The organism is Microbacterium esteraromaticum (assembly GCF_014084045.1).
Classification (GTDB): Bacteria; Actinomycetota; Actinomycetes; order Actinomycetales; family Microbacteriaceae; genus Microbacterium; species Microbacterium esteraromaticum_D.
The window spans coordinates 329,921-354,625 of record NZ_CP043732.1; the positions used below are offsets into that span (position 1 = coordinate 329,921).

Sequence of the window (24,705 nt, forward strand, 5' to 3'; positions counted from 1 at the left end):
ATCCGTCACCGACGGGTGCAAAGATGTACCCCATGATGGAACCCGCCCTTGTCGACGCCGGCCTCGGGGATGCCGAAGACGACGACTTCGATGCGCACGAGACCCCGGACGCGGTGCTCCCCGACCACCGCTACCACGACCGTGAGCTGAGCTGGCTGGCGTTCAACCAGCGCGTGCTCGAGCTCGCAGAGGACTCGTCGCTTCCCGAGCTGGAGCGGGCGAACTTCCTCGCGATCTTCGCGAGCAACCTCGACGAGTTCTTCATGGTCAGGGTCGCCGGCCTCAAGCGACGCATCCTGACCGGCCTCGCCGTGCCGACCAACGTGGGGCGGGCACCCAGCGACGTGCTCGCCGACATCTCGCGTGACGCGCACACCCTGCAGCTTCGTCACGCGGCGGCGTGGACCGACCTCGTGAAGCCGGCCCTCGCAGACGCCGGCATCGAGATCACCGAGTGGGACGACCTCACCGAAGCGGAGCGCGACGCCCTCGGCGAGTACTTCCAGGCGCAGGTCTTCCCCGTGCTCATGCCGCTCGCCGTCGATCCGGCGCACCCGTTCCCGTACATCTCCGGCCTGTCGCTGAATCTCGCCATCCGCATCCGCAACGCCAGGACCGGCCGTCAGGACTTCGCACGCCTCAAGGTGCCGACCATGCTGCCTCGCTTCGTCGAGGTGCCCGGCTCCAGCGCGATCACCCGGTTCATCCGCCTCGAGGAGCTCATCGCCAACCATCTCGGCGACCTCTTCCCCGGGATGGAGGTGCTCGACCATCACGCCTTCCGACTCACCCGCAACGAGGACGTCGAGATCGAGGAGGACGAGAGCGAGAACCTCATCCAGGCGCTCGAGGCCGAGCTGCTGCGTCGCCGCTTCGGCCCGCCCATCCGCCTCGAGATCACCGACGACATGGACGAGGTGACGCTCGAGCTGCTCATCAGGGAGCTCGACATCACCGACCAGGAGGTGTACCGGCTGCCGGGGCCGCTAGACCTGCGGGGCCTGTTCGACCTGGGCCGGCTCGACAGACCAGACCTGCGCTACCCGCCGCATCTGCCCACCACCGCGGTGGCGTTCCAGCCGGGCGACAGCAACGAGCGCGCCGACATCTTCCAGTCGATCCGCAAGGCCGATGTGCTCGTGCACCACCCGTACGAATCGTTCGCGACGAGTGTGCAGGCGTTCCTCGAGCAGGCGGCCCGCGACCCGCACGTCCTCGCCATCAAGCAGACGCTGTACCGCACCTCGGGCGACAGCCCGATCGTTCAGGCGCTCATCGACGCGGCCGAGGCCGGCAAGCAGGTGCTCGCGCTCGTCGAGGTCAAGGCGCGCTTCGACGAGGCGAACAACATCGTCTGGGCGCGCAAGCTCGAGAAGGCAGGCGTCCATGTCGTGTACGGCCTGGTGGGTCTCAAGACGCACTGCAAGCTCGCGCTGATCATCCGCGAGGAGGAGGGCGTGCTGCGCCACTACTCGCACATCGGCACGGGCAATTACAACCCGAAGACCAGCCGCATCTACGAGGACTTCGGCCTGTTCACCGCAGACCCGCAGGTCGGCAAGGACCTCACTCGGCTGTTCAACGAGCTGAGCGGCTACGCGATCGAGAAGAAGTTCAAGCACCTGCTCGTGGCTCCTCGCCACCTGCGCAAGGGGCTGCTCAGGCACATCGACGCCGAGACGCGCAACGCCGAGGCAGGCAAGCCGGCGCGCATCCGCATCAAGGTCAACTCGATGGTCGACGAGGAGATCATCGACGGTCTCTACCGTGCCAGCATGGCCGGCGTGAAGGTCGACGTCTGGGTGCGAGGCATCTGCAGCCTGCGCGTGGACCTGCCAGGGGTGAGCGACAACATCACCGTGCGCAGCATCCTCGGCCGTTACCTCGAGCATTCGCGGCTGTTCATGTTCGACAACGACGGAGCGCCGATCGTCTACATCGGCAGCGCCGACATGATGCACCGCAACCTCGACCGTCGCGTCGAGGCGCTGGTGCGGCTGAGCGATCCAGCGCACCTGCAGGAGCTGCACGCGCTGTTCGATCTGGCGATGGACCCGCACACCAACTCGTGGCATCTGGCCGAGGGCGGTGAATGGAAGCGCGTCGCCGAGGTCGACGGAGCACCCCTGGTCGACCTGCAGGATCTCACCATGGCGAGCGTGCAGGGTCGTCGGCGTCGCAGCAAGCGCACGATCCGATGAGCGACTCGGCGGTCTACGCGGCGGGCGCCGTCGTCTGGCGTCTGGTCGACGACAAGCTGAGGGTGCTGCTGATCCATCGCACGAAATACCGCGACGTGACGCTGCCGAAGGGCAAGGTCGATCCCGGCGAGATGCTCGCCGAGACCGCCGTCCGCGAGGTGCGGGAGGAGACCGGCATCAAGGTGTCGCTGGGCGTGCCGGTCGGCGTGAGCAGGTACTGGATGCGCCCCAAGCGCCAGAAGGTCGTGCACTACTGGGCGGCCGAGGCGACGGACGCCGCCATCCGCGCCTCGTCGTTCGTGCCGAACGGCGAGATCTCGGGCGTCGAGTGGGTGAGCCTGAAGAAGGCGCGCAAGCATCTGAGCTATCCCGTCGACGTCGAGATCCTCGACAACTTCATCCGTCTGGTCGACGACGGCGTGCTGCGCACCTTCCCGGTGATCGCGCTGCGGCATGCGAAGGCCGTCGCCCGATCGGACTGGAACGAGGCGGATGCCGCCCGACCCCTCACCGACAAGGGACTGCTGCAGGCCAAAGCGATCACAGGGCCCCTGCGGGCGTTCGGGGTGCGACGCATCGTCACCAGCGACGCCGTGCGGTGCCTGCAGACCGTCGCTCCCCTGGAGCGCAAGCTCGGCCGGATGGCGCGCGTGACCCCGAAGCTCAGCCAGGACGCGTGGGAGGCGGATGAAGCCGACGTGCGCTCGGTGATCGGCCGACGTGTGCGCTCTCGCAAGGCCACCGTGCTCTGCAGTCACGGACCTGTGCTGCCCGGCATCCTGTCGGAGCTCGCCCTCGCCACCGGAACCGTCCACGGCTCGTACGTCGACAGCGCCAGCGCGCTGAACGTCGCCGCGTTCTCGGTGGTGCACCTCTCGGCGACGAATCCCGGCTCCGGGATCATCTCGATCGAGACCCACGAACCCAAGATCTGACCCGCTGCGGGCGGGAGCACGCTCCGACTGTCCGCACCTCGTTCACCTCCCGTTCACCTGTCGGGGAGAGTCTCGTTAACCGGCCCTCCTAGCGTCACTGTGTGCCCCGCACCGGGCCGTACACATTCCCCGATCGAACGGATCCACAGTGAAGATCACCCGCATCGCTCGTATCAGCGCCGTCGGCGCTGTCGCCGCCCTCGCGCTTGCCGGCTGCGCCGCGAACGAAGCCCCCGCCTCCGAGAACTCCGACGCCCCTGCGGCCTCGAACCTCGAGGGCACGCTGAAGGCGACCGGCGCCTCCTCGCAGGGCGCCGCACAGGAGGCATGGGTCGCCGCCTTCCAGACCGCCAACACGGGCGTCACCATCAACTACGAGCCCACCGGCTCCGGCACGGGCCGCGAGAACTTCATCGCCGGCGCGAGCGACTTCATCGGCTCGGACCGCGCGTTCAAGCTCGACGAGTTCGCCGACGGCTTCAAGACCTGCTCGTCGGAGGGCATCGTCGAGGTGCCGCTGTACATCTCGCCCGTCGCCGTCGCCTTCAACCTCGAGGGCGTCGACGAGCTGAACCTCGACGCCAAGACGATCGCAGGCATCTTCGCCGGCACCATCACCAACTGGAACGACGCGGCCATCGCCTCGCAGAACGAGGGCGTCGAGCTGCCCGACCTGGCGATCTCGCCCGTTCACCGCTCGGACGACTCCGGCACCACCGAGACCTTCACCGCGTACCTCAACGCGACCGCGCCCGACGTGTGGACCAACGAGGCCGACGGCGTGTGGCCGATCCAGGGCGGCGAGGCCGCACAGGGCACCTCGGGTGTCGTCCAGGCGATCAAGGCCGGCAACGGAGCGATCGGCTACGCCGACGCGTCGCAGACCAAGGGCCTCGGCCAGGTCAAGGTCGGCGTCGAGGGCGAGTACGTCGCGTACTCGGCCGAGGCCGCCGCTGCGCTCGTCGAGGCATCGCCGCTGGAGGAGGGCCGCGGTGCGGCCGACCTCGTCTTCGACGTCGACCCGGCAGCCGCTCCCGCCGGTTCGTACCCGATCGCCCTGGTCAGCTACCTCGTGGCGTGCGAGCAGTACGAGGACGAGAACAAGGCCGAGCTCGTGAAGTCGTACCTCGAGTACATCGCGAGCGAGGAGGGCCAGCAGGCTGCCGCAGACAACGCAGGCAGCGCGCCGATCTCGGACGGCCTGCGCGAGAAGGTCCTCGCCGCCATCGACACGATCAAGGTCGGCTGACCCATCACGATCAGCTGACTCCGGTGCCCCCGCGTCCGATCCGGCGCGGGGGCACCGGAGGGTCAGCCCACAGACGCACTTCGACCCGAACGGAGACCATGAGCACGACGACCAGGCAGGCGCCGCCTGCCCCGATCAGAGCCAAGCAGCGCCTCGGCGACCGGGTGTTCTCAGGCAGCGCCCTCGGCGCGGGGATCATCATCCTCGTCGTGCTCGCGGCCGTGGCCGCCTTCCTCGTGATGCAGAGTGTCCCCGCGTTCGCGCCGGACACCAGCGACAACCACATCCTCGAGGGGCGCTCCTTCTGGGAGTACGTCGGGCCGCTCGCCTTCGGAACCGTGTGGGCATCGTTCATCGCGCTGCTCATGGCCACGCCGATCTCGATCGGCATCGCCCTCTTCATCTCGCACTATGCGCCCCGCCGACTCGCCGGCGTGCTCGGCTACATCATCGATCTGCTCGCCGCCGTGCCGTCGGTGGTCTTCGGTCTCTGGGGCGGCCTGGTGCTCGCCCCGATGCTGCAGCCGATCTACGCCTGGCTCAACGAGAACGCCAACTGGGTGCCCTTCTTCGGCGGCCAGGTCTCGTCGACCGGCAAGACGATCATGACCGCCGCCGTGGTGCTCGCGGTCATGGTGATCCCGATCATGACCGCCATCTGCCGCGAGGTCTTCCTGCAGACCCCGAAGCTGCATGAGGAGGCGGCCCTCGCTCTCGGTGCGACGCGCTGGGAGATGGTGCGCATGGCCGTGCTGCCCTTCGCCCGCGGAGGAATGGTCTCGGCGGTCATGCTGGCCCTCGGCCGTGCGCTCGGCGAGACCATGGCCGTGACCATGGTCCTCTCCCCCGCGGCCGTCTACAGCTTCCTGGTACTCACCGCCACCAACCCGACCCCGATCCCCGCGAACATCGCGCTCGCCTTCCCCGAGGCGCACGACACGGGTGTGAACACCCTCATCGCCACGGGTCTGGTCCTGTTCGTCGTGACCTTCGCGGTCAATGCGCTGGCCCGCTGGATCGTGGCCCGCCGCGCCGAGTTCTCTGGAGCGAACTGACATGACCACGCTCACCGCCGCACCCGCCTCCACCTCGCTCACCGCCGGCCGACTGGCTCCGTGGGCGCCGTGGGCCCTGCTCGGGGCATCCCTCGCCATCTCGTTCACCGTCTTCGCACTCGGCGCCATCGGCAGCGACCCGGCCGACTTCAACATCGCCGGGGCCGTCATCGTCGGCGTGCTGATCTACATGGTGCTCATCACGGTCGTCTCGTCGATCGCCGAGAGCCGCCGCAAGGCAGTCGACCGCCTCATGACTGCGCTCGTCACCGCCGCGTTCGTCGTCGCGCTGCTGCCGCTGATCTCGCTTCTGTGGACGGTCGTGCTCAACGGCATCGGCCGCTTCGACGCCGAGTTCTTCAGCTACTCGATGCGCAACGTCGTGGGCGAGGGCGGCGGCATCGTGCACGCCATCTGGGGCACGGTGCTCGTCACACTCACCGCGACCCTGATCGCGGTTCCGGTGGGTCTGATGACGTCGATCTACCTCGTCGAGTACGGCCGCGGCCGCATCGCGAAGGGCATCACCTTCCTCGTCGACGTCATGACGGGCATCCCGTCGATCGTCGCCGGTCTGTTCATCTACTCGGTCTTCGCGCTGCTCGTGCGGCCGGGCATCTCGATGGGTCTGATGGGCGCGCTGGCACTGGCCGTGCTCATGGTCCCCGTGGTCGTGCGAGGCAGCGAGGAGCTGCTGCGCATCGTGCCCAACGAGCTGCGTGAGGCGTCGTACGCGCTCGGCGTGCCGAAGTGGCTGACCATCATCAAGATCGTGCTGCCGACCTCGATCGCCGGTATCACGACCTCTGTGATGCTCGCCATCTCGCGCGTCATCGGCGAGACCGCACCGCTGCTGCTCACGGCCGGCTTCACCGCCAGCCTCAACACGAACCTCGTGAACAGCCAGATGATGACCCTGCCGGTGTTCGTCTACAACTCGTACATGAACCAGGGGACCGCGGCCGATGCCTCGGTCGCCCGCGCCTGGGCCGGCGCGCTCACCCTGATCCTGATCGTCATGCTGCTGAACCTGCTCGCGCGTCTGATCGCGAAGCTGTTCGCCCCGAAGACCGCCGGCCGCTGAGTCGCACCCGAACCCGAAGGAACCCGACATGTCCAAGAGCATCGAAGTCAACGACCTCAACGTCTACTACGGCGACTTCCTCGCCGTAGAGGGCGTCTCCCTCGAGATCCAGCCGCGCAGCGTGACCGCGTTCATCGGCCCGTCGGGCTGCGGCAAGTCCACGTTCCTGCGCACCCTGAACCGCATGCACGAGGTCATCCCCGGCGCACGCGTCGAGGGCGAGGTGCTGCTCGACGGCAAGGACCTCTACGGCGCCGGAGTCGACCCGGTGCTGGTGCGCCGTCAGGTCGGCATGGTCTTCCAGCGCCCCAACCCGTTCCCGACGATGTCGATCAAGGAGAACGTGCTCGCCGGGGTCAAGCTCAACAACGGCAAGATGGCCAAGAGCGATCAGGACGCCCTCGTAGAGAAGTCGCTGATGGGCGCGAACCTGTGGAACGAGGTCAAGGACCGCCTCGACAAGCCGGGCTCTGGTCTCTCGGGCGGTCAGCAGCAGCGTCTGTGCATCGCGCGCGCGATCGCAGTGTCACCCGAGGTGCTGCTGATGGACGAGCCCTGCTCGGCGCTCGACCCGATCTCGACGTTCGCGATCGAGGAGCTCATCCAGGATCTCAAGAACGAGTACACGATCGTCATCGTGACGCACAACATGCAGCAGGCGAGCCGCGTGTCCGACAAGACCGCGTTCTTCAACATCGCCGGAACCGGCAAGCCGGGCAAGCTCATCGAGTTCGACGACACGGCCACGATCTTCACCACCCCTTCGGTGCAGGCCACCGAGGACTACGTCTCGGGTCGCTTCGGGTGAGCGTCGCCCGCTGACCCGATCTGGTCCGTCGGAGATCTCGGACCATCCGTTCTCGAACCGGCGTGTCCCTCAGGGACACGCCGGTTCTCGCATGTCCGGTCTGATGCGCCCGACGCGGCCCGTGTCTCTGCACAGGCCGGCTCGGCAGCCAGGTTGTGCACAGCCGCCGGGTTCGGGCCGATCGCGCGCACGGTGGGTCGGGCATCCTCGACGGATGCTTGCACGCAGCGCGCTGAACACTCGAGGGCCCGTGGCCCGCAGCGCCGACCTGAGAGCCCTCGGCGTGCGCGAGCGGGAGCTCACCCGCGCGGTGCGTGCCGGTGAGGTGATCCGCCTGCGACAGGGGGTCTACGCGCTGCCCGACGTTCCGACGACGTTCCGTCACGCCACCGCGCACGGCGGGGTCCCGGGGTGCGCCGACGCTGCGCGGATGCACGGGCTCTGGGTGCTCGACGGCTCCGCCGATCATGTCTGGATGGGCGATGCCGGCGCGCCGCACGGGCCGTGCACGATGCTGACGATGGCCGGGGAGCCTCCGACGTGTCGCATGCATTGGGACGAGGGCGTCGCGTTGATCGGCGAGCTGCCCCCTGTGCACAACGTGCTTCTGCAGATGTCGCAGTGCGGGAGCGAAGAGGCCTTCTTCGCCGCGTACGAGTCAGCGCTCCGGCTCGCGAAGATCTCGCCTGCCGGCATCGCGTGGCTGTGGCGGCATCTGCCCGTGCGCATGCGATGGCTGCTCGACATCGCCCGATCGGATGCTGACAGCGGGCTCGAATCGCTCGTGCGGCTGCGGCTGCACCGCCTCGGGATCTCGGTGCGCACGCAGATCAGCATCCGGGGCGTCGGCGAAGTCGACATCCTGATCGGAGATCGCCTGCTGATCGAATGCGACGGCCGAGAGAACCACGAACGCGAGCAGCAGAGGCACAAGGACCTGCTGCGGGATGCGGCGGCCGCAGCCCTCGGGTACGAGACGCTGCGGTTCGACTACGCCCTGATCGTGCACGACTGGCCCCGGGTCGAGGCGGCCATCGTCGCCAAGATCGAGGCCGGTGCTCACCTGCGGACGCCACACCCGGGCATCCGGCGTCGGAGTCGACAGACCACTCGCTCCGGCCGCGGCGTGGCGGCGCGCGACGCGCCGTAGCCGGCGCGCATGGTCCGAGATCTCCGACGGGCGGGTCAGCGCGGGGAGAGCAGGAAGGCGTTCAGCTCGGCGGTCAGCTCGGGGTCGGATGCCAGGGGCGCGCCGTCGACGGCGCTGATCGGGGCTGCGAGACGGATGCTCGAGACGAGCCAGGCCGCATCGGCCCTGGTCAGATCGGTCGCGGTCAGCGTCTCGTAACGAGTGGCGAGGCCACGCGACTCCAGGTGCTCGAACACGCTGAGCTGGGTGGTGCCGTGCAGGATGCCGCCAGCGGGCGCGGGCGTGAGGAACTCGTCGCCGACACGGATGATCAGCGAGGCGGTCGGCGCTTCGAGCACGTACCCGTCGCGCGTGACGAAGATCGCGTCGTCGGCGCCTCGGCGGTGGGCCTCCCGCAGCGCGGCCATGTTCACCGCGTACGACAGCGTCTTCGCACCGAGCAGCAGCCAGGGCGCCCGCTCCCCCGCGCCGAGGTCGTAGCCGCGATCGAGGGTGACGACCTTGACGCCGTCGCGTCGAACGGCGCTGAAGTCGGGAGCCGCGGCGACGGTCGCCCATGCCGTGGGGGCCGGCCCGTGCTCGACGCCACGGCTGAGGATGAGCTTGATGACCGCCTCCCCCGCCGGGGCATGCGCGGCGACCGCTGTCACGGCCTGGCGCCACTGCTCGAGATTGGGGGCGGGCAGATCGCAGAGGCGGGCGGAATGCGCGAGCCGCTGCACGTGCGCCTCGACCTCGTTGGCGTGCCCATCGATGGCGCCGATCGACTCGAACACCCCGTCGCCGCGCTGCGTGCTGAGCTCGCCGACGCTCAGCGCGGGGGCGGCGACGTCCATCGCGGTGAAGGTGTCGCCGAAGTCGGCGCGGTCGTCCGCGACGTCGGCGGGGGCGATCATGAGAGCGAAGCGCTGGGCCATGTGCACAGCTTAGGGCGGCGGGAATACCGTCACGGATGACGCGTTACACTTGATCGGCCGGGCCGCATAACCCCGGGCTCCAATATTCGCCGCTGCGAGCGGCCTTCCGCCGAGAGGCGTTCTTGCGGTCCGGCTTTTCCATGCCCTCTCGGCGCCCGGCATCCGGCTCCCCGCGTCGGAAACACCAGACCACCCGCACCACACACGGCGCGCCCACCCACGCCACACCGACCCGCGGCCGAACCGTCCGAGAACTCCGACACGGCCCGGCATCCGGCGCCCCCGCGTCGGAAACGCCAGACGGTCCGCACCACACACGGCGCGTCCGCCGACGCCACGCCGCACGCCGACCGAACCGTCCGAGAACTCCGACGGCGCCCGGCATCCGGCTCCCCGCGTCGGAAACACCAGACCATCCGCACCACACACGGCGCGTCCGCCGACACCACGCCGACCCGTGGCCGAACGGTCCGAGAACTCCGACACGGCCCACACACAGGGCGCTCGCGTCCCCGTGCCAAACCAGTACGTCAGGTGAGCATGCCTCGGCGCCACGAGGCCGCGGACGCAGCCAGATCCTCGGCGTAGGTCGACAGCCGCAGCGCTCGGCGGGTGAGGTCGCTGGCCCGCTCCGGCTCGGTCTGCTCGTAGTCGTCTGCGGTGTGCGTGGCTCCGGATGCCTGCACCCGGCAGTACGCCGCGGCGCGCTCGAGCGCCACAGAGAAATCGCCCCTGAAGACTCCGCGCAGGATCGCGTCGACGAGGTCGACCAGCTCGCCCGGATCGGCCGGGGCCGGAGCTCCGGCGATCGCGGCGTCGGCGGTGTGCAGCTCGACGCGCCCGCGTTCGTAGAGCAGGGCGGTGAGCGGAGCATCGGAGCGGATCGCGATCTGCAGCAGGTACAGCCTCCACAGAGCTCCTGGCAGCGAGCGGGCAGGCGCGTGCGACCAGAGCTCGGCGATCTCGTCGATCCCATGCTCGGAGGCGAATGCGAGAAGCCGCTCCGTGACGACCCCCGATTCGTCGCTGCGCGCGCGCTCGAGCAGGGCGGATGCCGTGGCGTGGGCGACCCGCGACTGCTCCGCGGGATCAGCCTCGCCGACGATGTTGTCGAACGCGGTGGGCGGCCTGCGGACGGGGCGATGGAACTGCTCGGGCATCCGTCAAGGGTACGCCCGCGCAGCGGGGTTCAGGCCGTGGGGATGACGATGATCGGATCGCTCGTCGGCGAACCGGTGGGCGAGCCGCCGGCCTGCTCGATCGTGACGGCGATGACATCACCCGCCTGCATGGGCACCTCGAGCAGCGCGGTCGCCTTCCCGTCGTCCGCCCTGAAGACTCCGGCCGCGATCGGCTCATCTCCGCGCACGAACCACAGCTCGTAGCTCCTGTCGGCGTCGAGATCGTCGAGTCCGGATGCCACGAGCACGGCCTTGCCCACCTCACCCGACCAGTGCGCGGTCGCGGTGGCGCCCGAGTCCAGCTGCACCTTCGCCTGCTCGGCGTCGGGTGCCGAGCGGATCTCGTCGAGCGCGACCACGGATGCCGGGCGCTGCAGCTGCGACACGATGGTCGTCGTCGCGATCCCGGCGCCGACGATCAGCGCGAGGCCTGCGGCGAGCGCGAACACCCTCCGCCGCCACGGCGAGCGCACGGGCTGGGGCTCGTCGGCGGTCTGGGCTGCGGCAGCCGGCCGGGTGTCGTCTTCGGTTGCGGTATCCGCGGCGGCCTCTCCCTGCTCCGGGGGCGGCGAGGTGCTCTGGGGCAACGCCCCGATCTGCTGCAGGAGATCGGCTCGAAGCGCAGGCGGCGGGGCGACAGGAGTCAGGCCGTCGGCGAGCAGCGCGACGGTGTCGTGGTCGTCGTCGGCGATCGCCTGCCATTCGGGGTGCTCCATGAGGGCGGCCGTGAAGCGCCGCTCATCGGCATCCGACAGCGCGCCGAGAGCGTGTGCGGCCGCAAGCTCCGCGAATTCCCGCTCGTTCATGCCGACACCCCCATCTCCCCGCGCAATCGCGTCAGTCCGTCCCGCATTCTTGTCTTGATCGTCCCCAGCGGCACCCCTGTGAGTGCTGAGATCTCGCTCTGGCTGTAACCGCCGTAGTAGGCCAGGATGAGCGCTTCCTGCTGTGCCTCGGGAAGTGCGGCGAGCGCCGTGACGACCCGCTCCCCTTCCATCCTCGACTCGACGGCCTCCTGCACGACATCCCGTTCGCCGCCGAGGTCGCGAGCGCCCGCCCGCAAGTCGCGGTCGGTGCTCGACTGCGACGAGCGCACCCGGTCGACGGCCCGCCGGTGTGCGATCGTGAAGACCCAGGAGCGTCCCTGCCCTCTGTTCGGAGCGAACCGCGAAGCGGATTGCCAGATCTCGAGGAAGACCTCCTGCAGCACCTCCTCGCTCTGCGAGCGGTTCACGACCACTTTGAGGATCAGTGCGAAGACGCGCGACGAGAGCAGGTCGTACAGCTCGGCGAAGGCGCGCTGGTCGCCGTCGGCGACGCGGAGGAGGAGGTCGGCGGCGAGATCGCCTGACGACCCGTCCTCGAGCACCTCGACGCCATCGATCACCATCTCGACAAGCATGCCCCATCACTCCTCTCCCGGATGCACGCCACCCCGTCACCCGAAGGTGAACGAGTACACCTTCACGCCCGGGCTCACGGCGAGCGTCAGCGTGCCCTTCGACGGCGCGCCCTCGACGACCTCGTACGAGCGGGGTGTCCCGTCCACCTCGATCGTGCGCCTCGTCCCTTCGGCGTCCTGCACCGTCACCCGGCCGGCGCCTGCCAGCACCATCCGCACCTCAGCGGCCCGATACGAGAGGCGGATGCCACCGGCATCCTCGCCCGCGGGCGTCGCGTACTGGGTCTCGACCTGCCAGTCGCCGTCGAGGGCGAAGCTGTCGTCGGGCTGTTGGTCAGGAAGCCCGTAGTCGCTGCGTCCCGCTCGGTACGGCCCGTCGCCGCCATAGTTCACATCCTTGGCGGAGCCCAGGAACGTCTCGCGGGTCGTCGAGCCGACCTCGGGCGTGGAGTCGGCGACCTCGGTGGGTGCCGGCAGCGCCGCATCCGGATCGGCGTCGACCAGCAGGTCGCGGATCATCTTCTCGGTCGCGGCGTAGTTGCCCTCTCCGAACGAGATGTGCCGCACGACGCCGTCGGCGTCGATCAGGTAGTGCGCCGGCCAGTAGCGGTTGCGGTAGGCGGTCCAGGTCGAGAGGCTGTTGTCGAGCGCGACCGGGTACTCGATCCCGAAATCGCGTGCGCCGGCGCGGACGTTGTCGGCGTCCTTCTCGAAGGCGTATTCGGGCGAGTGGATGCCGATGACCTGCAATCCCGAGTCGCGGTACGCCTCGTCCCAGGCGACAACGTGCGGGATGGAACGCTGGCAGTTGATGCACGAGTAGGCCCAGAAGTCGATCAGCACGACCCGTCCGCGCAGGTCGTCGATGTCGATGCCCTCGCCGTCGGGAGTGTTCAGCCACTGCTCGATGCCGCGGATCGCCGGGGCCTGTCCGCACTCCTCGAGTACGGTGGCGGCGTTCGTGCAGTTCGAGAGCTCGCGGTTCTCGTCGGTGACGAGTCCGCCGAGGTCGAGGGCGTCGCCCTGCTTCTCGGCAAGGTCCTGCTGCAGGCCCGCGGTGTAGTCGGGCAGCAGTCGCTGCAGCTGCTGAGGAACGTTGAAGACCAGACCGACGGCCAGGGCGATCATCGCGACGCCTGCGGCGATGCGAAGCCCCCGCTCACGGGCGCGGAAGGCCCGGATCCGCTGGACGAGGCCGCGTCCGGCGAGCGCGAACGCGAGCAGGGGCGCAGCGACTCCGACGGCGAACGACACGGTGAGCAGCACGGTGTCGAGCCCGATCCGGCCGGTGCTGCCTGCGACGATGATCGCGGCGAGCACGGGACCGGCGCACGGGACGAAGACCGCGCCGAGCGCGAGCCCGACGCCGAACCCCGAGCCCCGGTTCTGCACCTCTTTGCGGGGCAGCCATTGGAACGGCTTCTCGAGCAGCTGCTCGAGCCGGGGAACGATCAGAGCGATGCCGAGCAGGATGAGCACGGCGATGCCGGCCCAGCGGATCACGTCCTGCGGCAGGTTCAGCAGCCCGAGCACGAGGGAGCCGACCAGTGTCACCAGGCTGAAGCTCAGCATGAGCCCGAGGATCACCAGATACGGCCGGCCGCGTGCTGCCGGAAGGGCCTCCCCGTCGAACCGAGCGGACTGCGCGCCGCCGGTGAGGAAGATGACCGGCAGCACCGGCAGGATGCACGGCGAGATGCCGGTGATGAGGCCGCCGAGCAGCCCGATGATGATGAGGTCCATGACCCGCCTTCCGTCACGGGTTCTTCGGGTCTGGGAATCGGATCGGATTGGTTCCCATCCGATCCTCGAAGGGTTCCGAACAACCGTCGACGCCGCGGGAGGTCCGCGGCTCGGAACCCCGGAGGTTGAAATGCTCAGCACCAAGAAGAAGATCACCGCCGCTCTCTCGCTCGGGTTCGCCGGCGTGCTCGTCCTGTCCGGCTGTTCGATGGGAGGCCAGTCCGACATGGAGTCGTCGGAGCCGAAGCCGGCTGAGACGTCGGAGATGTCGGAGGCGCCGGAGACGATGGACCCGGCCGCGAATCTCGTCGGTCCCGGCTGCGAGGCGTACGCCGAGCAGGTGCCCGACGGCGAAGGCTCGATCCAGGGCATGTCGCAGGATCCGGTCGCCGTGGCGGCCTCGAACAACCCGCTGCTGAAGACCCTGGTCGCCGCGGTCAGCGGTCAACTGAACCCCGACGTGAACCTCGTCGACACGCTCAACGGCGACGAGTTCACCGTGTTCGCGCCCGTCGACGACGCGTTCGCCAAGATCGACGCGGCGACGATCGAGGGGCTGAAGACCGACGCCGACACCCTGACGTCGATCCTGACCTACCACGTCGTACCCGGCCAGATTGAGCCTTCCGACATCGAGGGCATGCACAAGACCGTGCAGGGCGCCGAGGTCGAGGTCACCGGATCGGGCGACGAGTGGATGGTGAACGACGCGAACGTCATCTGCGGTGGCGTGCAGACCGCGAACGCGACGGTCTACCTCATCGACTCGGTGCTGATGCCGCCGGCTCAGTGACCCGGGATGGAGCGGCTCGGGCTGAGTGACCCGAGCTGTCGCGCAGGGGGACGCGGGCAACCGCGCCTGGGGCACGCGCGGGAGGACGGTGGGGACCGGACTCCGAACGGAAGCGCCCGTCGAAGAGAGTCGACGGGCGCTTCTTCGTGCCGGGGACACCGCGCGGTCCGGAACAGGATCCGACGGCATCTAGACTTGACGCACGGGCCTCTAGCTCAGTTGGCAGAGCATCGGACTTTTAATCCGCGGGTCGTGGGTTCGAGCCCCACGGGGCCCACCACCGTCTCGGTCAACCAGTCTTCCGTGCCCGACGGGCGATCACCAGCTGGATGATCCACTCGATCACGAGGTAGGCCCAGCCGACGAGCCAGAGCACGCCGAAGACCAACGCGAACGTCATCGACAGGTCTTTCGCGTCCGGTGAGTCGGTCATGCCGAACAGCACGGTCATCGCCGACTCCGAGCGCCCGTCGTCGCCGCCGTCGATGAGGAAGAAGCCGACCCCGAGGATTCCGATCGAGGTCACCCAGGCCGCGGTGATCGTGCGCCATGCGCCCCTCGCACGTCGCAGCACTCCGTCCTTGCGCAGCAGGCCAGTCGCAGCGACCACGATCTGCACGATGTACCCGGGCAGCAGCATCCAGCCGTACCAGATCGCGATCACGAGCATCCACCCCGGATACACGAACTTCGCAGCCAGTCCGAGAAGCGGGAAGAGGATGAGGGCGAGGCCGGCGAGCGTCGCGGCAGACCCCGGCTTGCGCGCGTTCATCTGCAGATTGTCGCATGAGACGAGCAGGGCGCAACGGATGCCGTGTGGGAGGATTCCAGAGGCACGCAGACCCCCGTCGCACGACTTCCTGGAGGACCGATGACCGCGATCGATGACGCCCTGAGCCAGCTCGACGGGTGGCCGGTCGACAACGCGTCCGCCGTGGTCATCGCCGCTGACGGCTCGGTGGCGGGGTCACGGGGCGATCTCGATCGCGTCTATCGCCTCGCGTCCGTCACGAAGCCCCTCACGGCGTACGCGACCCTGGTCGCCGTCGAGGAGGGCGTCTTCGATCTCGACGATCCGGCAGGGCCCGATGGGTCGACGGTGCGGCACCTGCTCGCCCACACCTCCGGGCTCGACTTCTCAGAAGACACGGTGCGTGCCAAGCCAGGAACCCGCCGCATCTACTCCAACCGCGGTTTCGACGTCCTCGCCCAGACGCTCGAGGCGAGGGCCGAGATCCCCTTCGCCACCTATATCCACGAGGCCGTCTTCGCGCCCCTCGGCATGACCTCGTCGCGACTGACGGGATCGGCCGGGGCCGGGGCCGAGTCGACGGCGGCCGATCTCGCCCGATTCGCCGCCGAACTGCAGCGGCCGACGCTTCTCGCTCCGCAGACCCTGTCGCTCGCGACCGCTGTGGCGTTCCCCGGCCTCGCCGGGGTGCTGCCCGGCTACGGTGTGCAGCGGCCGAACGACTGGGGGCTGGGATTCGAGCTGCGAGACGGCAAGTCGCCGCACTGGACGTCGACCTCGAACTCCCCCGTTACCTTCGGTCATTTCGGGCAGAGCGGTACCTTCCTGTGGGTCGACCCGCAGGCGCAGGCCGCCTGCGTGGCCCTCGCCGATCGCGACTTCGGTCAGTGGGCCGTCGAAGCGTGGCCGCCGCTGTCGGATGCCGTGCTCGCCGCGCTCCGCGGCTGAGCGGGACTCACAGCGCGCCTGATGACGAGGAGGCGCCCGCACGCGCGCGATGCCGGCGCACGGCATCCCGATTCGCGCAGCGCACCGAGCAGTACCGCTGTCGTCCGTTGCGAGTCACGTCGACGACCACCCGCCGGCACGGCGAAGCCTCGCAGCGCCTCAGCCGGTGCATCCCGCGCCCCGCGAGATGCAGCGCGGTGCCGACGCTGATCACCGCCTCGAGCACGGCGGGGAGGGTCTGCACCGCGTCGCGGTAGTGCAGGTGCCACCCCTCGCCGTCGTGGTCGGTCAGCTGCGGATAGGCCGCCGCAGCGGCCATCTGCGCGTTCAGGATCGCCGCACGATGGGCGTGCGTCTCGGCGTCGACGACCTCGAGCCAGGCATCGATCACAGCGCGCATGCGCGCGTGGTCGTCGGGGCGCTCGTCGAAGGCCATGGTCATGCCGAAATCCCTCGTGCGCTGCTCGATCCCGTCGCGGTCGGCGGGCCAGTCGTCGGCGAGCGAGGCCGCCATCAGCACCGCGTACTCGCCGTAAGGGTTGAGATGCATAAGAGCATTACATCATCGTGGAGGCATGACCGCATCCCACACCCTCCCGCTGCCGATCATCGCACCCGTGCACGAGCACGGATGGGTCACCGAATCCGCCCATCGCACCTCGGAGGGCGAGGTCGCGTACGTGCGCTGCATCGACTGCGGCGCCCGACGAGTGGATCTGCGCGCACCGCAGGGTCTTGCCCCGACCGCGCAGAGCCGCGCGATCAGCGCGGCACGTCGATGACCCGTTCCACGCCGGTGCCGACAGCAGGCACCGCACCTCCGGAAAGCGCCGCGACCTCGGCCTGAAGACCCCCGATCGTCTCGGCGGGCGCCCATACCTCGAACTGCGCGGCATCGGCGTACGAGGTCTCACCGAGCACGGCGGAGTTGCGGCCCACCCAGTCGCGCAGCAGGTTGTCGAATCGGCCGGCATCGGCATGGGGCGCGGCGACCTGCACCTGCTGCAGCACCCGGCGATCGACCAGGGTGGCGAGGTCGAGCGACTCGGACACCGCCGACGAGTACGCTCGCACCAGCCCTCCCGCACCGAGCTTGATCCCGCCGAACCAGCGGGTGACCACGGCGACGACATCGGTCAGCTCGCGCCGGCGCAGCACCTCGAGCATCGGCACGCCCGCGGTGCCCGACGGCTCGCCGTCGTCGGACGACCGTGCCCGATCGCCGAGCAGGCCGGTCACCTGCGCACTGCAGTTGTGCCGGGCATCCCAGTGCCGCTTCTTCGCCGCGGCGATCACGGCATCGGCATCCTCGGTGGATGCGACCGGCGCGACCACCGTCAGGAACCGCGACTTGCGGATCACCAGCTCGTGCTCGACCGCGGCGGCGATCGTCGCGGGCAGCAGACCAGACGGCACGGACATGCGTCCAGCGTATTCACCCGCGCTCTGTATCACGCACCTCGCGGCCTGGCCATCCCCTGCCGCCATGCACCGACCGCTCGCAGAGTGGTATGACCCATCCCCAGCGAAAGGACGCATCATGACGAGCATCTCCGACACGAAGGTCGCCTTCCTCGCGATGAACGGCTTCGAAGACAGCGAGCTGACCGAACCCTGGCGGGCGGTGAGCGACGCCGGCGGCGAAGTCACCATGGTGTCGCCGGACTCGGGCGAGATCACCGGCAAGAACGGTCACGCGCAGCCCGTCGACCTCGCCTCCGACGCCGCATCGGCCGACGACTTCGACGCCCTGGTCCTCCCCGGCGGGGTGGTGAACGCCGACCACCTGCGCATGGACCGCGCGTCGATCGACTTCGTGCGCGCGTTCTTCGAGCAGCACAAGCCCGTCGGCGTCATCTGCCACGGAGCCTGGATCCTCATCGAGGCGGGGGTCGTCGACGGGCGCACGCTCACCAGCTATCCCAGCCTCACGACCGATCTGCGCAACGCCGGCGCGAACTGGGTCGATGAGGAGGTCGTGGTCGACTCCGGCCTGGTCTCGAGCCGCACGCCGGACGACCTGCCCGCGTTCTGCGCGAAGGTCGTCGAAGAGATCGCCGAGGGCGCGCACCGCGGTCAGCACGCCTGACCCGTAACCCCCGCGCTTCAGTTGCGCTTCAGGATCCAGCAGCCAGACTGTGAACATGCGGATCCTGCTCGTCGACGATGAAGTGCGCCTCGCCGACGGCATCCGGCGCGGACTCGAAGCCGAGGGCATGGTCGTGGACATGGCCCACGACGGTGTCACCGGCCTCGATCGCGCCCGCGATCACGACTACGACGCGATCGTGCTCGATGTGATGATGCCTGGCATGAGCGGGTACCGGGTGTGCCAGGCGCTCCGCGCCGAGGGCGACTGGACACCCGTCCTGTTCCTCACCGCGAAGGACGGCGAGTGGGACGAGGTCGAGGGGCTGGACACCGGCGGCGACGACTGGCTCACGAAGCCGTTCTCGTACCCCGTGCTGGTCGCGCGGCTGCGCGCTCTCGTGCGGCGCGGCGTCAGAGAGCGCCCCGCCGTGCTCGAGGCGGGCGACCTGCGGCTCGATCCGGCAGCTCGTCGCGTCTTCCGCGGCGACGCCGAGATCTCGCTCACCGCCCGCGAGCTCGCCGTGCTCGACTTCCTGCTGCGACGACGCGACGAGGTGGTGACCAAGGCCGAGATCATCGCCAACGTGTGGGGTGCGGACTTCGACGGCGACGCGAACATCGTGGAGGTGTACATCGGCCATCTGCGGGCGAAGGTCGACCGGCCGTTCGGCCGCGAGAGCATCCAGACCGTCCGCGGCGCCGGCTACCGCCTGGTCGGGAGGGATGCGTGAGCATGGCCTCCCCGCTTCGCTCCATCCGCTCCCGTCTGACCATCGGCGCGCTCCTGATCGTCGCCGTCGCACTGATCGCCGGTGCCTTCGCCGCCGTGCAGGTGCTGCGCGTATCGCTGACCGACAGCGTCGCCGCCACTGTGCAGCAGGATCTCGACACGATCTCGGCGCAGCTCGATCGCGGTCCGGGCGGGGTGGATGCCATCGACGACGACGTCCTTGTGCGGCTGCAGGGCGCCGGCGACGACGACGAGCCCGATGACGACGATGACGATGATGACCGTCCGGGCCCCGGCCAGGGTCCCGCCCAGGGTCCCGACCAGGCGAACGACGACGACGCGCGCGGCCTCCCTGCGCTTCACGAGGGCCGGGTGCAGCGCATCGAGGTCGACGGAGAGCCCTATCTGGCCGCGACCGAAGACACCGACCGCGGCATGCTGACCGTCGCACGGCCGCTGGCCGGCGTCGATGAGGCGGTATCGGCCTCGTCGGCGCTGCTGGCCGTCGCGGTTCCGCTCGTGCTTGGCCTCGTCGGCCTGGTCATGTGGGTCGTGGCCACGCGTGCCCTCGCCCCGGTCGAGCGGCTTCGCCGTCAGGTGGACGCCATCGATGCGGCTGGTCTCGACCGACGGGTGGATGCGGCCCGCGACGACGAGCTGGGGGCGCTGGCGCACACGATGAACCGCATGCTGGACCGTCTCGAGCAATCGCAGACCACCCAGCGCCGATTCGTCAGCGACGCCTCGCACGAGCTGCGCTCGCCCCTCGCGACGATCCGTCAGCACGCGGAGCTGGCTGCGGCGCATCCCGAGGCCAGCTCGCTTCCCGCCCTGAGCCGCGTCGTTCTCGACGAGGGGGCGCGCATGCAGGAGCTCGTGGAAGGGCTGCTGCTGCTGGCCCGGCTCGACGAAGGTCGTGGCGCGGTGAAGGCTCCGACCGATGTCGACGACATCGCCCTCGCCGAAGTGCAGCGCCTTCGGGGCATGGGCGTCACGGTGGACGGGCGGGGGATCGGCCCCGGCCGCGTCGACGGCAGCGCGACGCTGCTCGCCCGTGCCGTGCGCAACCTCGCCGACAACGCCGCCAGGCACGCACAGGATCAGGTGGCCATCCGCGTCTTCGAACGGGGCGACAGGGTGCTGCTGCAGGTCGAGGACGACGGCGACGGCATCCCTGCCGATCAGCGCGAGCACGTCTTCGACCGCTTCGTCCGCCTCGACGAGGCGCGGGCGAGGGATGCCGGAGGAAGCGGGCTCGGCCTTGCCATCGTGCGCGAGATCGCGCTGGCTCACGGCGGCACGATCACGGCCTCCGACGGCACGTCCGGGGGTGCACTGATGACCCTCTCACTCCCCCGGTCGGCGCAAGTCTGAAGACGCCTTCAGGTGGCTTCAGCGGAGCTTCACCGCCTGACGAGCAGAGTGGAGACATGGACAACGACGAGAAGACCCCCGCCCCCTCCGACGACCGCGATCGCACGGACGCGGCGCAGGCCGACAACGCAGGAGCAGACACTCCGACCGAGCGTCTCGACGGGGCATCCGCGCCGGCTGCCCCCGCTGCGGCGTCCGAATCAGTCACTGCCTCCGCCGACGCCGATGGCCTGAGGCGTCGTCGCACCCGCGGAATCCTGATCGGTGCCGGTGCCGCCGTCGCGCTGCTCGCCGTCGGCGGCGGTGCGTTCGCGATCGGCAGCGCTGTGGCCGACGATGACGACGATGACCGTCCCGGCGTGCATGCCCCGGCCGCACCCGGCGACGCCGCGCGGAACGGTCAGCCCGCACCAGGAGACGACCGCCGAGGGGACGACCGCCGCGACGACGACCGCGACGACGACGGCGCCCGTGACGACGGCCCCGGGGCGCCCGCTGCTGCCGACGCCGCGGCGCTGCGCACGGCTGCCGAGGCTGCGATCGCGCACGCCTCGGCCGAGGGCATCACCTCGATCGAGGTCGAGCGAGGCGGCTACGACATCGACGCCCGTCTCGCCGACGGCACGGAGGTCGAGCTGTACGTGACCACCGAGGGAGCGGTGCGCGAGCGCGACGATGACGATGAGAGCGACGACGATGACGATCCGCTGATCGACCTGGCGCAGCTGGGCGACATCCTCGCCGCTGCGCAGTCGGCCGCCGCCGATGCGGGCGCGACCGAGACCGTCTTCCACGCGCTGTCCACGAGCAGCTCGGGGGCCGTCTACGACGTCGAGCTGCGAACGGGCGGCCGTGAGGATGCCGAGGTCGAGCTCGACGCCGACCTCGGCGTGGTCCGCGTCGACATCGACGACTGACCTGGATACGCGTGAGCGGGTCGGGCATGAGCCCGGCCCGCTCACGCGTGTGCCGACGTCAGGACGACGTCAGGACGGGGCAGTCAGCTGCACGAGCTTGCGGACGGTGTTGCGGTTGCGGCCGGTGCTCGCCGTGCCGAGGGCTCGATCCAGGACGGGACGGGTGAGCTTGGTCGACGCGACGCCGCCCTGGCCGAAGTCGATCCACAGCTCGCGGCCGATGAGGGCGATGCGCTCCCCCGGCAGCATCCGGGCGGTGAGCTGGTCGACGGCTCCCGGTGACGCGTCGCCCTCGAGGAACATCGCATGCACCATCTTGTCGAGCGAAGCGTCGTCGAACGGGTCGTCGCGCTCCGCCCGCACCAGTTCTGTATGCGTACGGGCGATCACCGGGGTGTCCACGCCGAACTCGTCGGCGATGAGCGCACGCACCTCAGCGCACGCGGCCTCGCGGTCGACGGGCGCGTCGCAGATGACGTTTCCGCTGGCGATGTACGTCGACACGTTCTGCAGCGCGCTGCGCTCGGTCAGCAGCGTCCGCAGCTCGGCCATCGGCACGCGGTTCGCCCCCGAGACGTTGACCGCCCGCAGCAGCAGTGCGCAGCGGTCGCTCATGCGCGGCCAGTGACCAGTTCGGCGCCTGCGTGCGCGAGTTCGGCGAGTGCCGCCTCGCTCGGCTCGGGGGCGACGCCCGCGATGAGATCGGTGAGCACCCGCACCCGGATGCCGTGCGCGATGGCGTCGAGGGCTGAGGCCCGCACGCAGTGGTCGGTCGCGATGCCCACGACGTCGGCCTCGGTCACGCCGTGCGCGGCGAGGATCTCGGCCGTGCGCGCGCCCGCCTCTGTGACGCCTTCGAACATCGAGTACGCCGGGATGCCCTGCCCCTTGCGCACATGGTGGGTGATCGCCGCTGTGTCGAGCAGAGGGTCGTAGTCGGCTCCGTCCGTGCCGGCCACGCAGTGCACCGGCCACGTGTCGACGTAGTCGGGATGGTCGGAGATGTGCCCGCCGTTGTCGCTGTCGGGGTCGTGCCAGTCGCGCGATGCGACGACGACCTCGTAATCGGACGCCCGCTCGGCGAGCAGCGCCGAGACGGCAGACGCGACCGCGTCCCCGCCTGCGACCGCGAGCGCACCGCCCTCGGTGAAGTCGTTCTGCACATCGACGATGAGAAGAGCCCTGGTCATGCTCCGAGCGTACGCGCCGTGTGGGTGGAGGTGGTGTGCCTCCACCGCCCGTCGCGGTGACGCATTTGACTTGGCCGGGCCTGTTGCTACCGTGAGGAGAGCGGGCCGGACAGCTCGCACCGCTGCCGCCCCCATTCAGGCGCGCCACCCGCACGACGGCCAGAGGTCGCTATGCGGGCATGCCACGACGAACCGCCTGCGTCGTGAGCAGCGGCTGTTCTCTCCGGCTCGCACGAAAGGCTCAGCCCTTCGTCGCATGCGTGCGTCACCTCGTCGGCGGGAGGGACATCTGCGCGCGTGCTCACCGAGAGAAAGAACCACATGCCGGCCAGCGCCCGCAAGACTCCCCCGCTCCCTGTCCGCTTCTCCTCAGCCCCGCTCAAGGCCACGCTCCCCTCCCGTTAGCGCTCTCTCGACCCGTCCTCCGGCACTGCCGCCGGTCCATCGACAAGAGAGTGAAACGTGGAAAATCTGCAAACCCTCGCCGGGCCCGTCGTGGTCCTGCTCATGCTGCTGTTCTTCGGCGGCAGCCTGTACATGTCGCTGCGCATCCGCAAGCGCACCGAGAACGCCGATGGCTACATGACCGGTGGCGGACGCATCGGATTCGGCATCTCGGCCGCATCCATGACGGCCACCTGGATCTGGGCGTCGTCGATGTACGCCTCGGCCACCTCGGGGTACACCTACGGGATCTCGGGCCCCATCCACTACGGGCTGTGGGGCGCGCTGATGATCCTGCTCATCTATCCGTTCGGCAGACGCATCCGCCAGGTCGCGCCGAAGGCCCACACGATCGCCGAGGTGATGTTCGCGCGACACGGGCGCTCGAGTCAGCTCATGCTCGCAGGCTCCAATGTGCTCGGCAGCGTCATCAGCCTGACCTCGAACCTCATCGCCGGTGGCGCGCTCGTCTCGATGCTCTCGCCGTTCACCTTCGGCCAGGGAATCCTGGCGATCGGGGCCGGCGTGCTGCTGTACACACTGTGGTCGGGCTTCCGAGCCTCGGTGCTGACCGACTTCGCGCAGGTGTGCGCGATGCTGGGCGCGGTCATCGTCATCATCCCCGTGATCTTCTTCGCTGCGGGTGGTCCGAGCCTCTTCGAGACCGGTGCCGCGAACGTGACGCCGCAGCAGGCCGACTTCTTCTCGTCGGACGCGTTCTTCAACCAAGGGGCGCCGTACATCGCCGCCGTGCTGGCGTACGCGATCGGCAACCAGACGATCGCTCAGCGTCTGTTCGCCGTGCGTGAGGATCTGATCAAGAAGACGTTCGTGACGGCGACCTTCGGATACGGCGCCACGATCATCGGCGTCGGGATGCTGGGTGTCATCGCACTCTACGCGGGGATCACCCCGGTCGGCGGCGACGTGAACAACCTGATCCCGCAGATGGCCGCGACCTATCTGTCGCCGCTGCTGCTGTGCGTCTTCTTCGTGATGATCATCGGCTCGCTCTCGTCGACGGCCGATGCCGACCTCACGGCACTGTCGTCGATCGTGATGGCAGACATCTACGGTCAGAACATCGCAGGCAAGAGGAAGGCGAACCCTCGCACCATGGTGCTCATCGGCCGGATCACCATGATCGTCGCGATGGTCGCCGGCCTCTTCTTCGCGGGCAGCCAGTTCAACATCCTCGACCTGCTGGTCTTCGTGGGAGCTCTGTGGGGTGCGCTCGTCTTCCCCGTGATCGCGAGCTTCTACTGGAAGCGGGTGACCAACCTCGCCTTCTCGGTGTCTGTGGTCGTCGCCCTCGCCGCGTTCCTGCCGGTGCGGTTCGAGTGGATCGAGCTGGACGGGCCGATCGGCATCGCGTCCGATGTGCTGGCGACCCTGGGCATCGGCGTGGTGCTGGGGCTGATGGCGTTCGGCTTCTTCGGGACCCGTGTCGCGCTGATCGTCGGAACCGTCGCGACGCTGGCGTCCGCACCGTTCGCGATCGGCTTCCTGCACACCTATCCGGTGCTGTCGGGTTCGCTGATCGCCTATGCCGTATCGACCATCGTCTGCGTCGCCCTGACCCTGCCCAGCAAGAAGGAGGACTTCGATTTCGACGTCATCCGGCAGCGCACCGGGGACTTCGATCCGGTGTCGGATCCCGCGTTCGATCCCGATGCAGAGCTCGTCGAGCTGGCCGATGCCGACGTCGACGGGCCGAGCGGACGCTGAGAAGGAGGAGAAGC

At 69.2% G+C, this 24,705-nt stretch carries 25 protein-coding genes and 1 tRNA gene; 16 read left to right on the forward strand and 10 right to left on the reverse strand.

Features of this window, described 5'->3' with window-relative positions:
- Positions 1-32 precede the first annotated feature (32 nt).
- The 7 genes from FVO59_RS01590 to FVO59_RS01620 all read left to right on the forward strand — a co-directional run bounded on the left by FVO59_RS01590 (position 33) and on the right by FVO59_RS01620 (position 8,482).
- Positions 33-2,201: an RNA degradosome polyphosphate kinase gene (locus FVO59_RS01590; RefSeq protein WP_182253987.1), complete on the forward strand. Its 2,169-nt coding sequence runs from the start codon at positions 33-35 to the stop codon at positions 2,199-2,201.
- Positions 2,198-3,136, forward strand: coding sequence for an NUDIX hydrolase (locus FVO59_RS01595; RefSeq protein WP_182253989.1), 939 nt, complete (start codon positions 2,198-2,200; stop codon positions 3,134-3,136). The genes FVO59_RS01590 and FVO59_RS01595 overlap by 4 nt, the downstream gene beginning before the upstream one ends.
- 148 nt (positions 3,137-3,284) lie before the next feature.
- Positions 3,285-4,385, forward strand: coding sequence for a phosphate ABC transporter substrate-binding protein PstS (locus tag FVO59_RS01600; RefSeq protein WP_182253991.1), 1,101 nt, complete (start codon positions 3,285-3,287; stop codon positions 4,383-4,385).
- 98 nt (positions 4,386-4,483) lie between these two features.
- Positions 4,484-5,440, forward strand: coding sequence for a phosphate ABC transporter permease subunit PstC (gene pstC, locus FVO59_RS01605; RefSeq protein WP_182253993.1), 957 nt, complete (start codon positions 4,484-4,486; stop codon positions 5,438-5,440).
- A 1-nt stretch (position 5,441) separates the two neighbouring features.
- Entirely contained in the window at positions 5,442-6,524 is a 1,083-nt protein-coding gene (gene pstA, locus FVO59_RS01610) for a phosphate ABC transporter permease PstA (RefSeq protein ID WP_182253995.1), read from the forward strand.
- 28 nt (positions 6,525-6,552) lie between these two features.
- A complete protein-coding gene (pstB, locus tag FVO59_RS01615; protein ID WP_182253997.1) occupies positions 6,553-7,332 on the forward strand; it encodes a phosphate ABC transporter ATP-binding protein PstB in 780 nt (259 codons plus the stop codon).
- A 214-nt stretch (positions 7,333-7,546) separates the two neighbouring features.
- On the forward strand, positions 7,547-8,482 hold the full coding sequence (locus FVO59_RS01620; RefSeq protein ID WP_182253999.1) for a type IV toxin-antitoxin system AbiEi family antitoxin domain-containing protein: 936 nt from the start codon (positions 7,547-7,549) through the stop codon (positions 8,480-8,482).
- A gap of 35 nt (positions 8,483-8,517) precedes the next feature.
- Here the strand turns inward: FVO59_RS01620 and FVO59_RS01625 are convergent, their stop codons facing one another.
- From FVO59_RS01625 to FVO59_RS01645, 5 genes are all read right to left on the reverse strand, one after another.
- Positions 8,518-9,399, reverse strand: coding sequence for an aminodeoxychorismate lyase (locus FVO59_RS01625; RefSeq protein WP_182254001.1), 882 nt, complete (start codon positions 9,397-9,399; stop codon positions 8,518-8,520).
- A 530-nt stretch (positions 9,400-9,929) separates the two neighbouring features.
- The gene (locus tag FVO59_RS01630; RefSeq protein WP_182254002.1) at positions 9,930-10,559 is read right to left on the reverse strand and encodes a DNA-directed RNA polymerase subunit beta; all 630 of its coding nucleotides are present in this window, start codon (positions 10,557-10,559) and stop codon (positions 9,930-9,932) included.
- A gap of 29 nt (positions 10,560-10,588) precedes the next feature.
- Entirely contained in the window at positions 10,589-11,386 is a 798-nt protein-coding gene (locus FVO59_RS01635) for an anti-sigma factor (RefSeq protein WP_182254004.1), read from the reverse strand.
- Positions 11,383-11,982, reverse strand: a complete 600-nt coding sequence (locus FVO59_RS01640; protein ID WP_182254006.1) for an ECF RNA polymerase sigma factor SigK — start codon at positions 11,980-11,982, stop codon at positions 11,383-11,385. Before FVO59_RS01640 ends, FVO59_RS01635 begins: the two co-directional genes overlap by 4 nt.
- Before the next feature lie 36 nt (positions 11,983-12,018).
- Positions 12,019-13,725 carry a cytochrome c biogenesis protein DipZ gene (locus FVO59_RS01645; RefSeq protein WP_182254008.1) on the reverse strand — a complete coding sequence of 569 codons (1,707 nt, stop codon included), beginning with the start codon at positions 13,723-13,725 and terminating at the stop codon, positions 12,019-12,021.
- A 130-nt stretch (positions 13,726-13,855) separates the two neighbouring features.
- Here FVO59_RS01645 and FVO59_RS01650 point away from each other — a divergent pair, with 130 nt between their 5' ends.
- On the forward strand, positions 13,856-14,518 hold the full coding sequence (locus FVO59_RS01650) for a fasciclin domain-containing protein (RefSeq protein ID WP_182254010.1): 663 nt from the start codon (positions 13,856-13,858) through the stop codon (positions 14,516-14,518).
- A gap of 204 nt (positions 14,519-14,722) precedes the next feature.
- Positions 14,723-14,798 (forward strand) — tRNA-Lys (locus FVO59_RS01655).
- A gap of 9 nt (positions 14,799-14,807) precedes the next feature.
- Here FVO59_RS01655 and FVO59_RS01660 read toward each other — a convergent pair.
- Positions 14,808-15,290: a hypothetical protein gene (locus tag FVO59_RS01660; RefSeq protein ID WP_182254012.1), complete on the reverse strand. Its 483-nt coding sequence runs from the start codon at positions 15,288-15,290 to the stop codon at positions 14,808-14,810.
- A 99-nt stretch (positions 15,291-15,389) separates the two neighbouring features.
- On the opposite strand from FVO59_RS01660, the gene FVO59_RS01665 reads away from it, so the two are divergent.
- Entirely contained in the window at positions 15,390-16,217 is an 828-nt protein-coding gene (locus FVO59_RS01665) for a serine hydrolase domain-containing protein (RefSeq protein WP_182254014.1), read from the forward strand.
- Between the two features lie 7 nt (positions 16,218-16,224).
- Here the strand turns inward: FVO59_RS01665 and FVO59_RS01670 are convergent, their stop codons facing one another.
- Positions 16,225-16,767, reverse strand: coding sequence for a CGNR zinc finger domain-containing protein (locus FVO59_RS01670; protein WP_182254016.1), 543 nt, complete (start codon positions 16,765-16,767; stop codon positions 16,225-16,227).
- A gap of 25 nt (positions 16,768-16,792) precedes the next feature.
- Here FVO59_RS01670 and FVO59_RS01675 point away from each other — a divergent pair, with 25 nt between their 5' ends.
- Positions 16,793-16,999, forward strand: coding sequence for a hypothetical protein (locus FVO59_RS01675; RefSeq protein WP_182254018.1), 207 nt, complete (start codon positions 16,793-16,795; stop codon positions 16,997-16,999).
- Here the strand turns inward: FVO59_RS01675 and FVO59_RS01680 are convergent.
- Positions 16,980-17,639, reverse strand: a complete 660-nt coding sequence (locus tag FVO59_RS01680) for an IMPACT family protein (RefSeq protein ID WP_182254020.1) — start codon at positions 17,637-17,639, stop codon at positions 16,980-16,982. The genes FVO59_RS01675 and FVO59_RS01680 overlap by 20 nt on opposite strands.
- 118 nt (positions 17,640-17,757) lie before the next feature.
- Here FVO59_RS01680 and FVO59_RS01685 point away from each other — a divergent pair, with 118 nt between their 5' ends.
- Genes FVO59_RS01685 through FVO59_RS01700 form a run of 4 tightly spaced genes read left to right on the forward strand, consistent with a single transcriptional unit; the run spans position 17,758 to position 21,329 of the window.
- Positions 17,758-18,306, forward strand: coding sequence for a type 1 glutamine amidotransferase domain-containing protein (locus tag FVO59_RS01685; RefSeq protein ID WP_182254023.1), 549 nt, complete (start codon positions 17,758-17,760; stop codon positions 18,304-18,306).
- A 55-nt stretch (positions 18,307-18,361) separates the two neighbouring features.
- Positions 18,362-19,039: a response regulator transcription factor gene (locus tag FVO59_RS01690; RefSeq protein ID WP_182254025.1), complete on the forward strand. Its 678-nt coding sequence runs from the start codon at positions 18,362-18,364 to the stop codon at positions 19,037-19,039.
- 2 nt (positions 19,040-19,041) lie between these two features.
- On the forward strand, positions 19,042-20,412 hold the full coding sequence (locus FVO59_RS01695) for a sensor histidine kinase (protein WP_182254029.1): 1,371 nt from the start codon (positions 19,042-19,044) through the stop codon (positions 20,410-20,412).
- Between the two features lie 56 nt (positions 20,413-20,468).
- The gene (locus FVO59_RS01700) at positions 20,469-21,329 is read left to right on the forward strand and encodes a hypothetical protein (RefSeq protein WP_182254031.1); all 861 of its coding nucleotides are present in this window, start codon (positions 20,469-20,471) and stop codon (positions 21,327-21,329) included.
- A gap of 69 nt (positions 21,330-21,398) precedes the next feature.
- Here the strand turns inward: FVO59_RS01700 and FVO59_RS01705 are convergent, their stop codons facing one another.
- Both FVO59_RS01705 and FVO59_RS01710 read right to left on the reverse strand, forming a co-directional pair.
- On the reverse strand, positions 21,399-21,944 hold the full coding sequence (locus FVO59_RS01705; RefSeq protein ID WP_182254033.1) for a DUF1697 domain-containing protein: 546 nt from the start codon (positions 21,942-21,944) through the stop codon (positions 21,399-21,401).
- Positions 21,941-22,519 carry an isochorismatase family protein gene (locus FVO59_RS01710; protein WP_182254035.1) on the reverse strand — a complete coding sequence of 193 codons (579 nt, stop codon included), beginning with the start codon at positions 22,517-22,519 and terminating at the stop codon, positions 21,941-21,943. The genes FVO59_RS01705 and FVO59_RS01710 overlap by 4 nt, the downstream gene beginning before the upstream one ends.
- A gap of 507 nt (positions 22,520-23,026) precedes the next feature.
- Here FVO59_RS01710 and FVO59_RS01715 point away from each other — a divergent pair.
- On the forward strand, positions 23,027-24,691 hold the full coding sequence (locus tag FVO59_RS01715) for a sodium:solute symporter family protein (protein ID WP_182256419.1): 1,665 nt from the start codon (positions 23,027-23,029) through the stop codon (positions 24,689-24,691).
- The last annotated feature ends 14 nt before the right edge of the window (positions 24,692-24,705 follow it).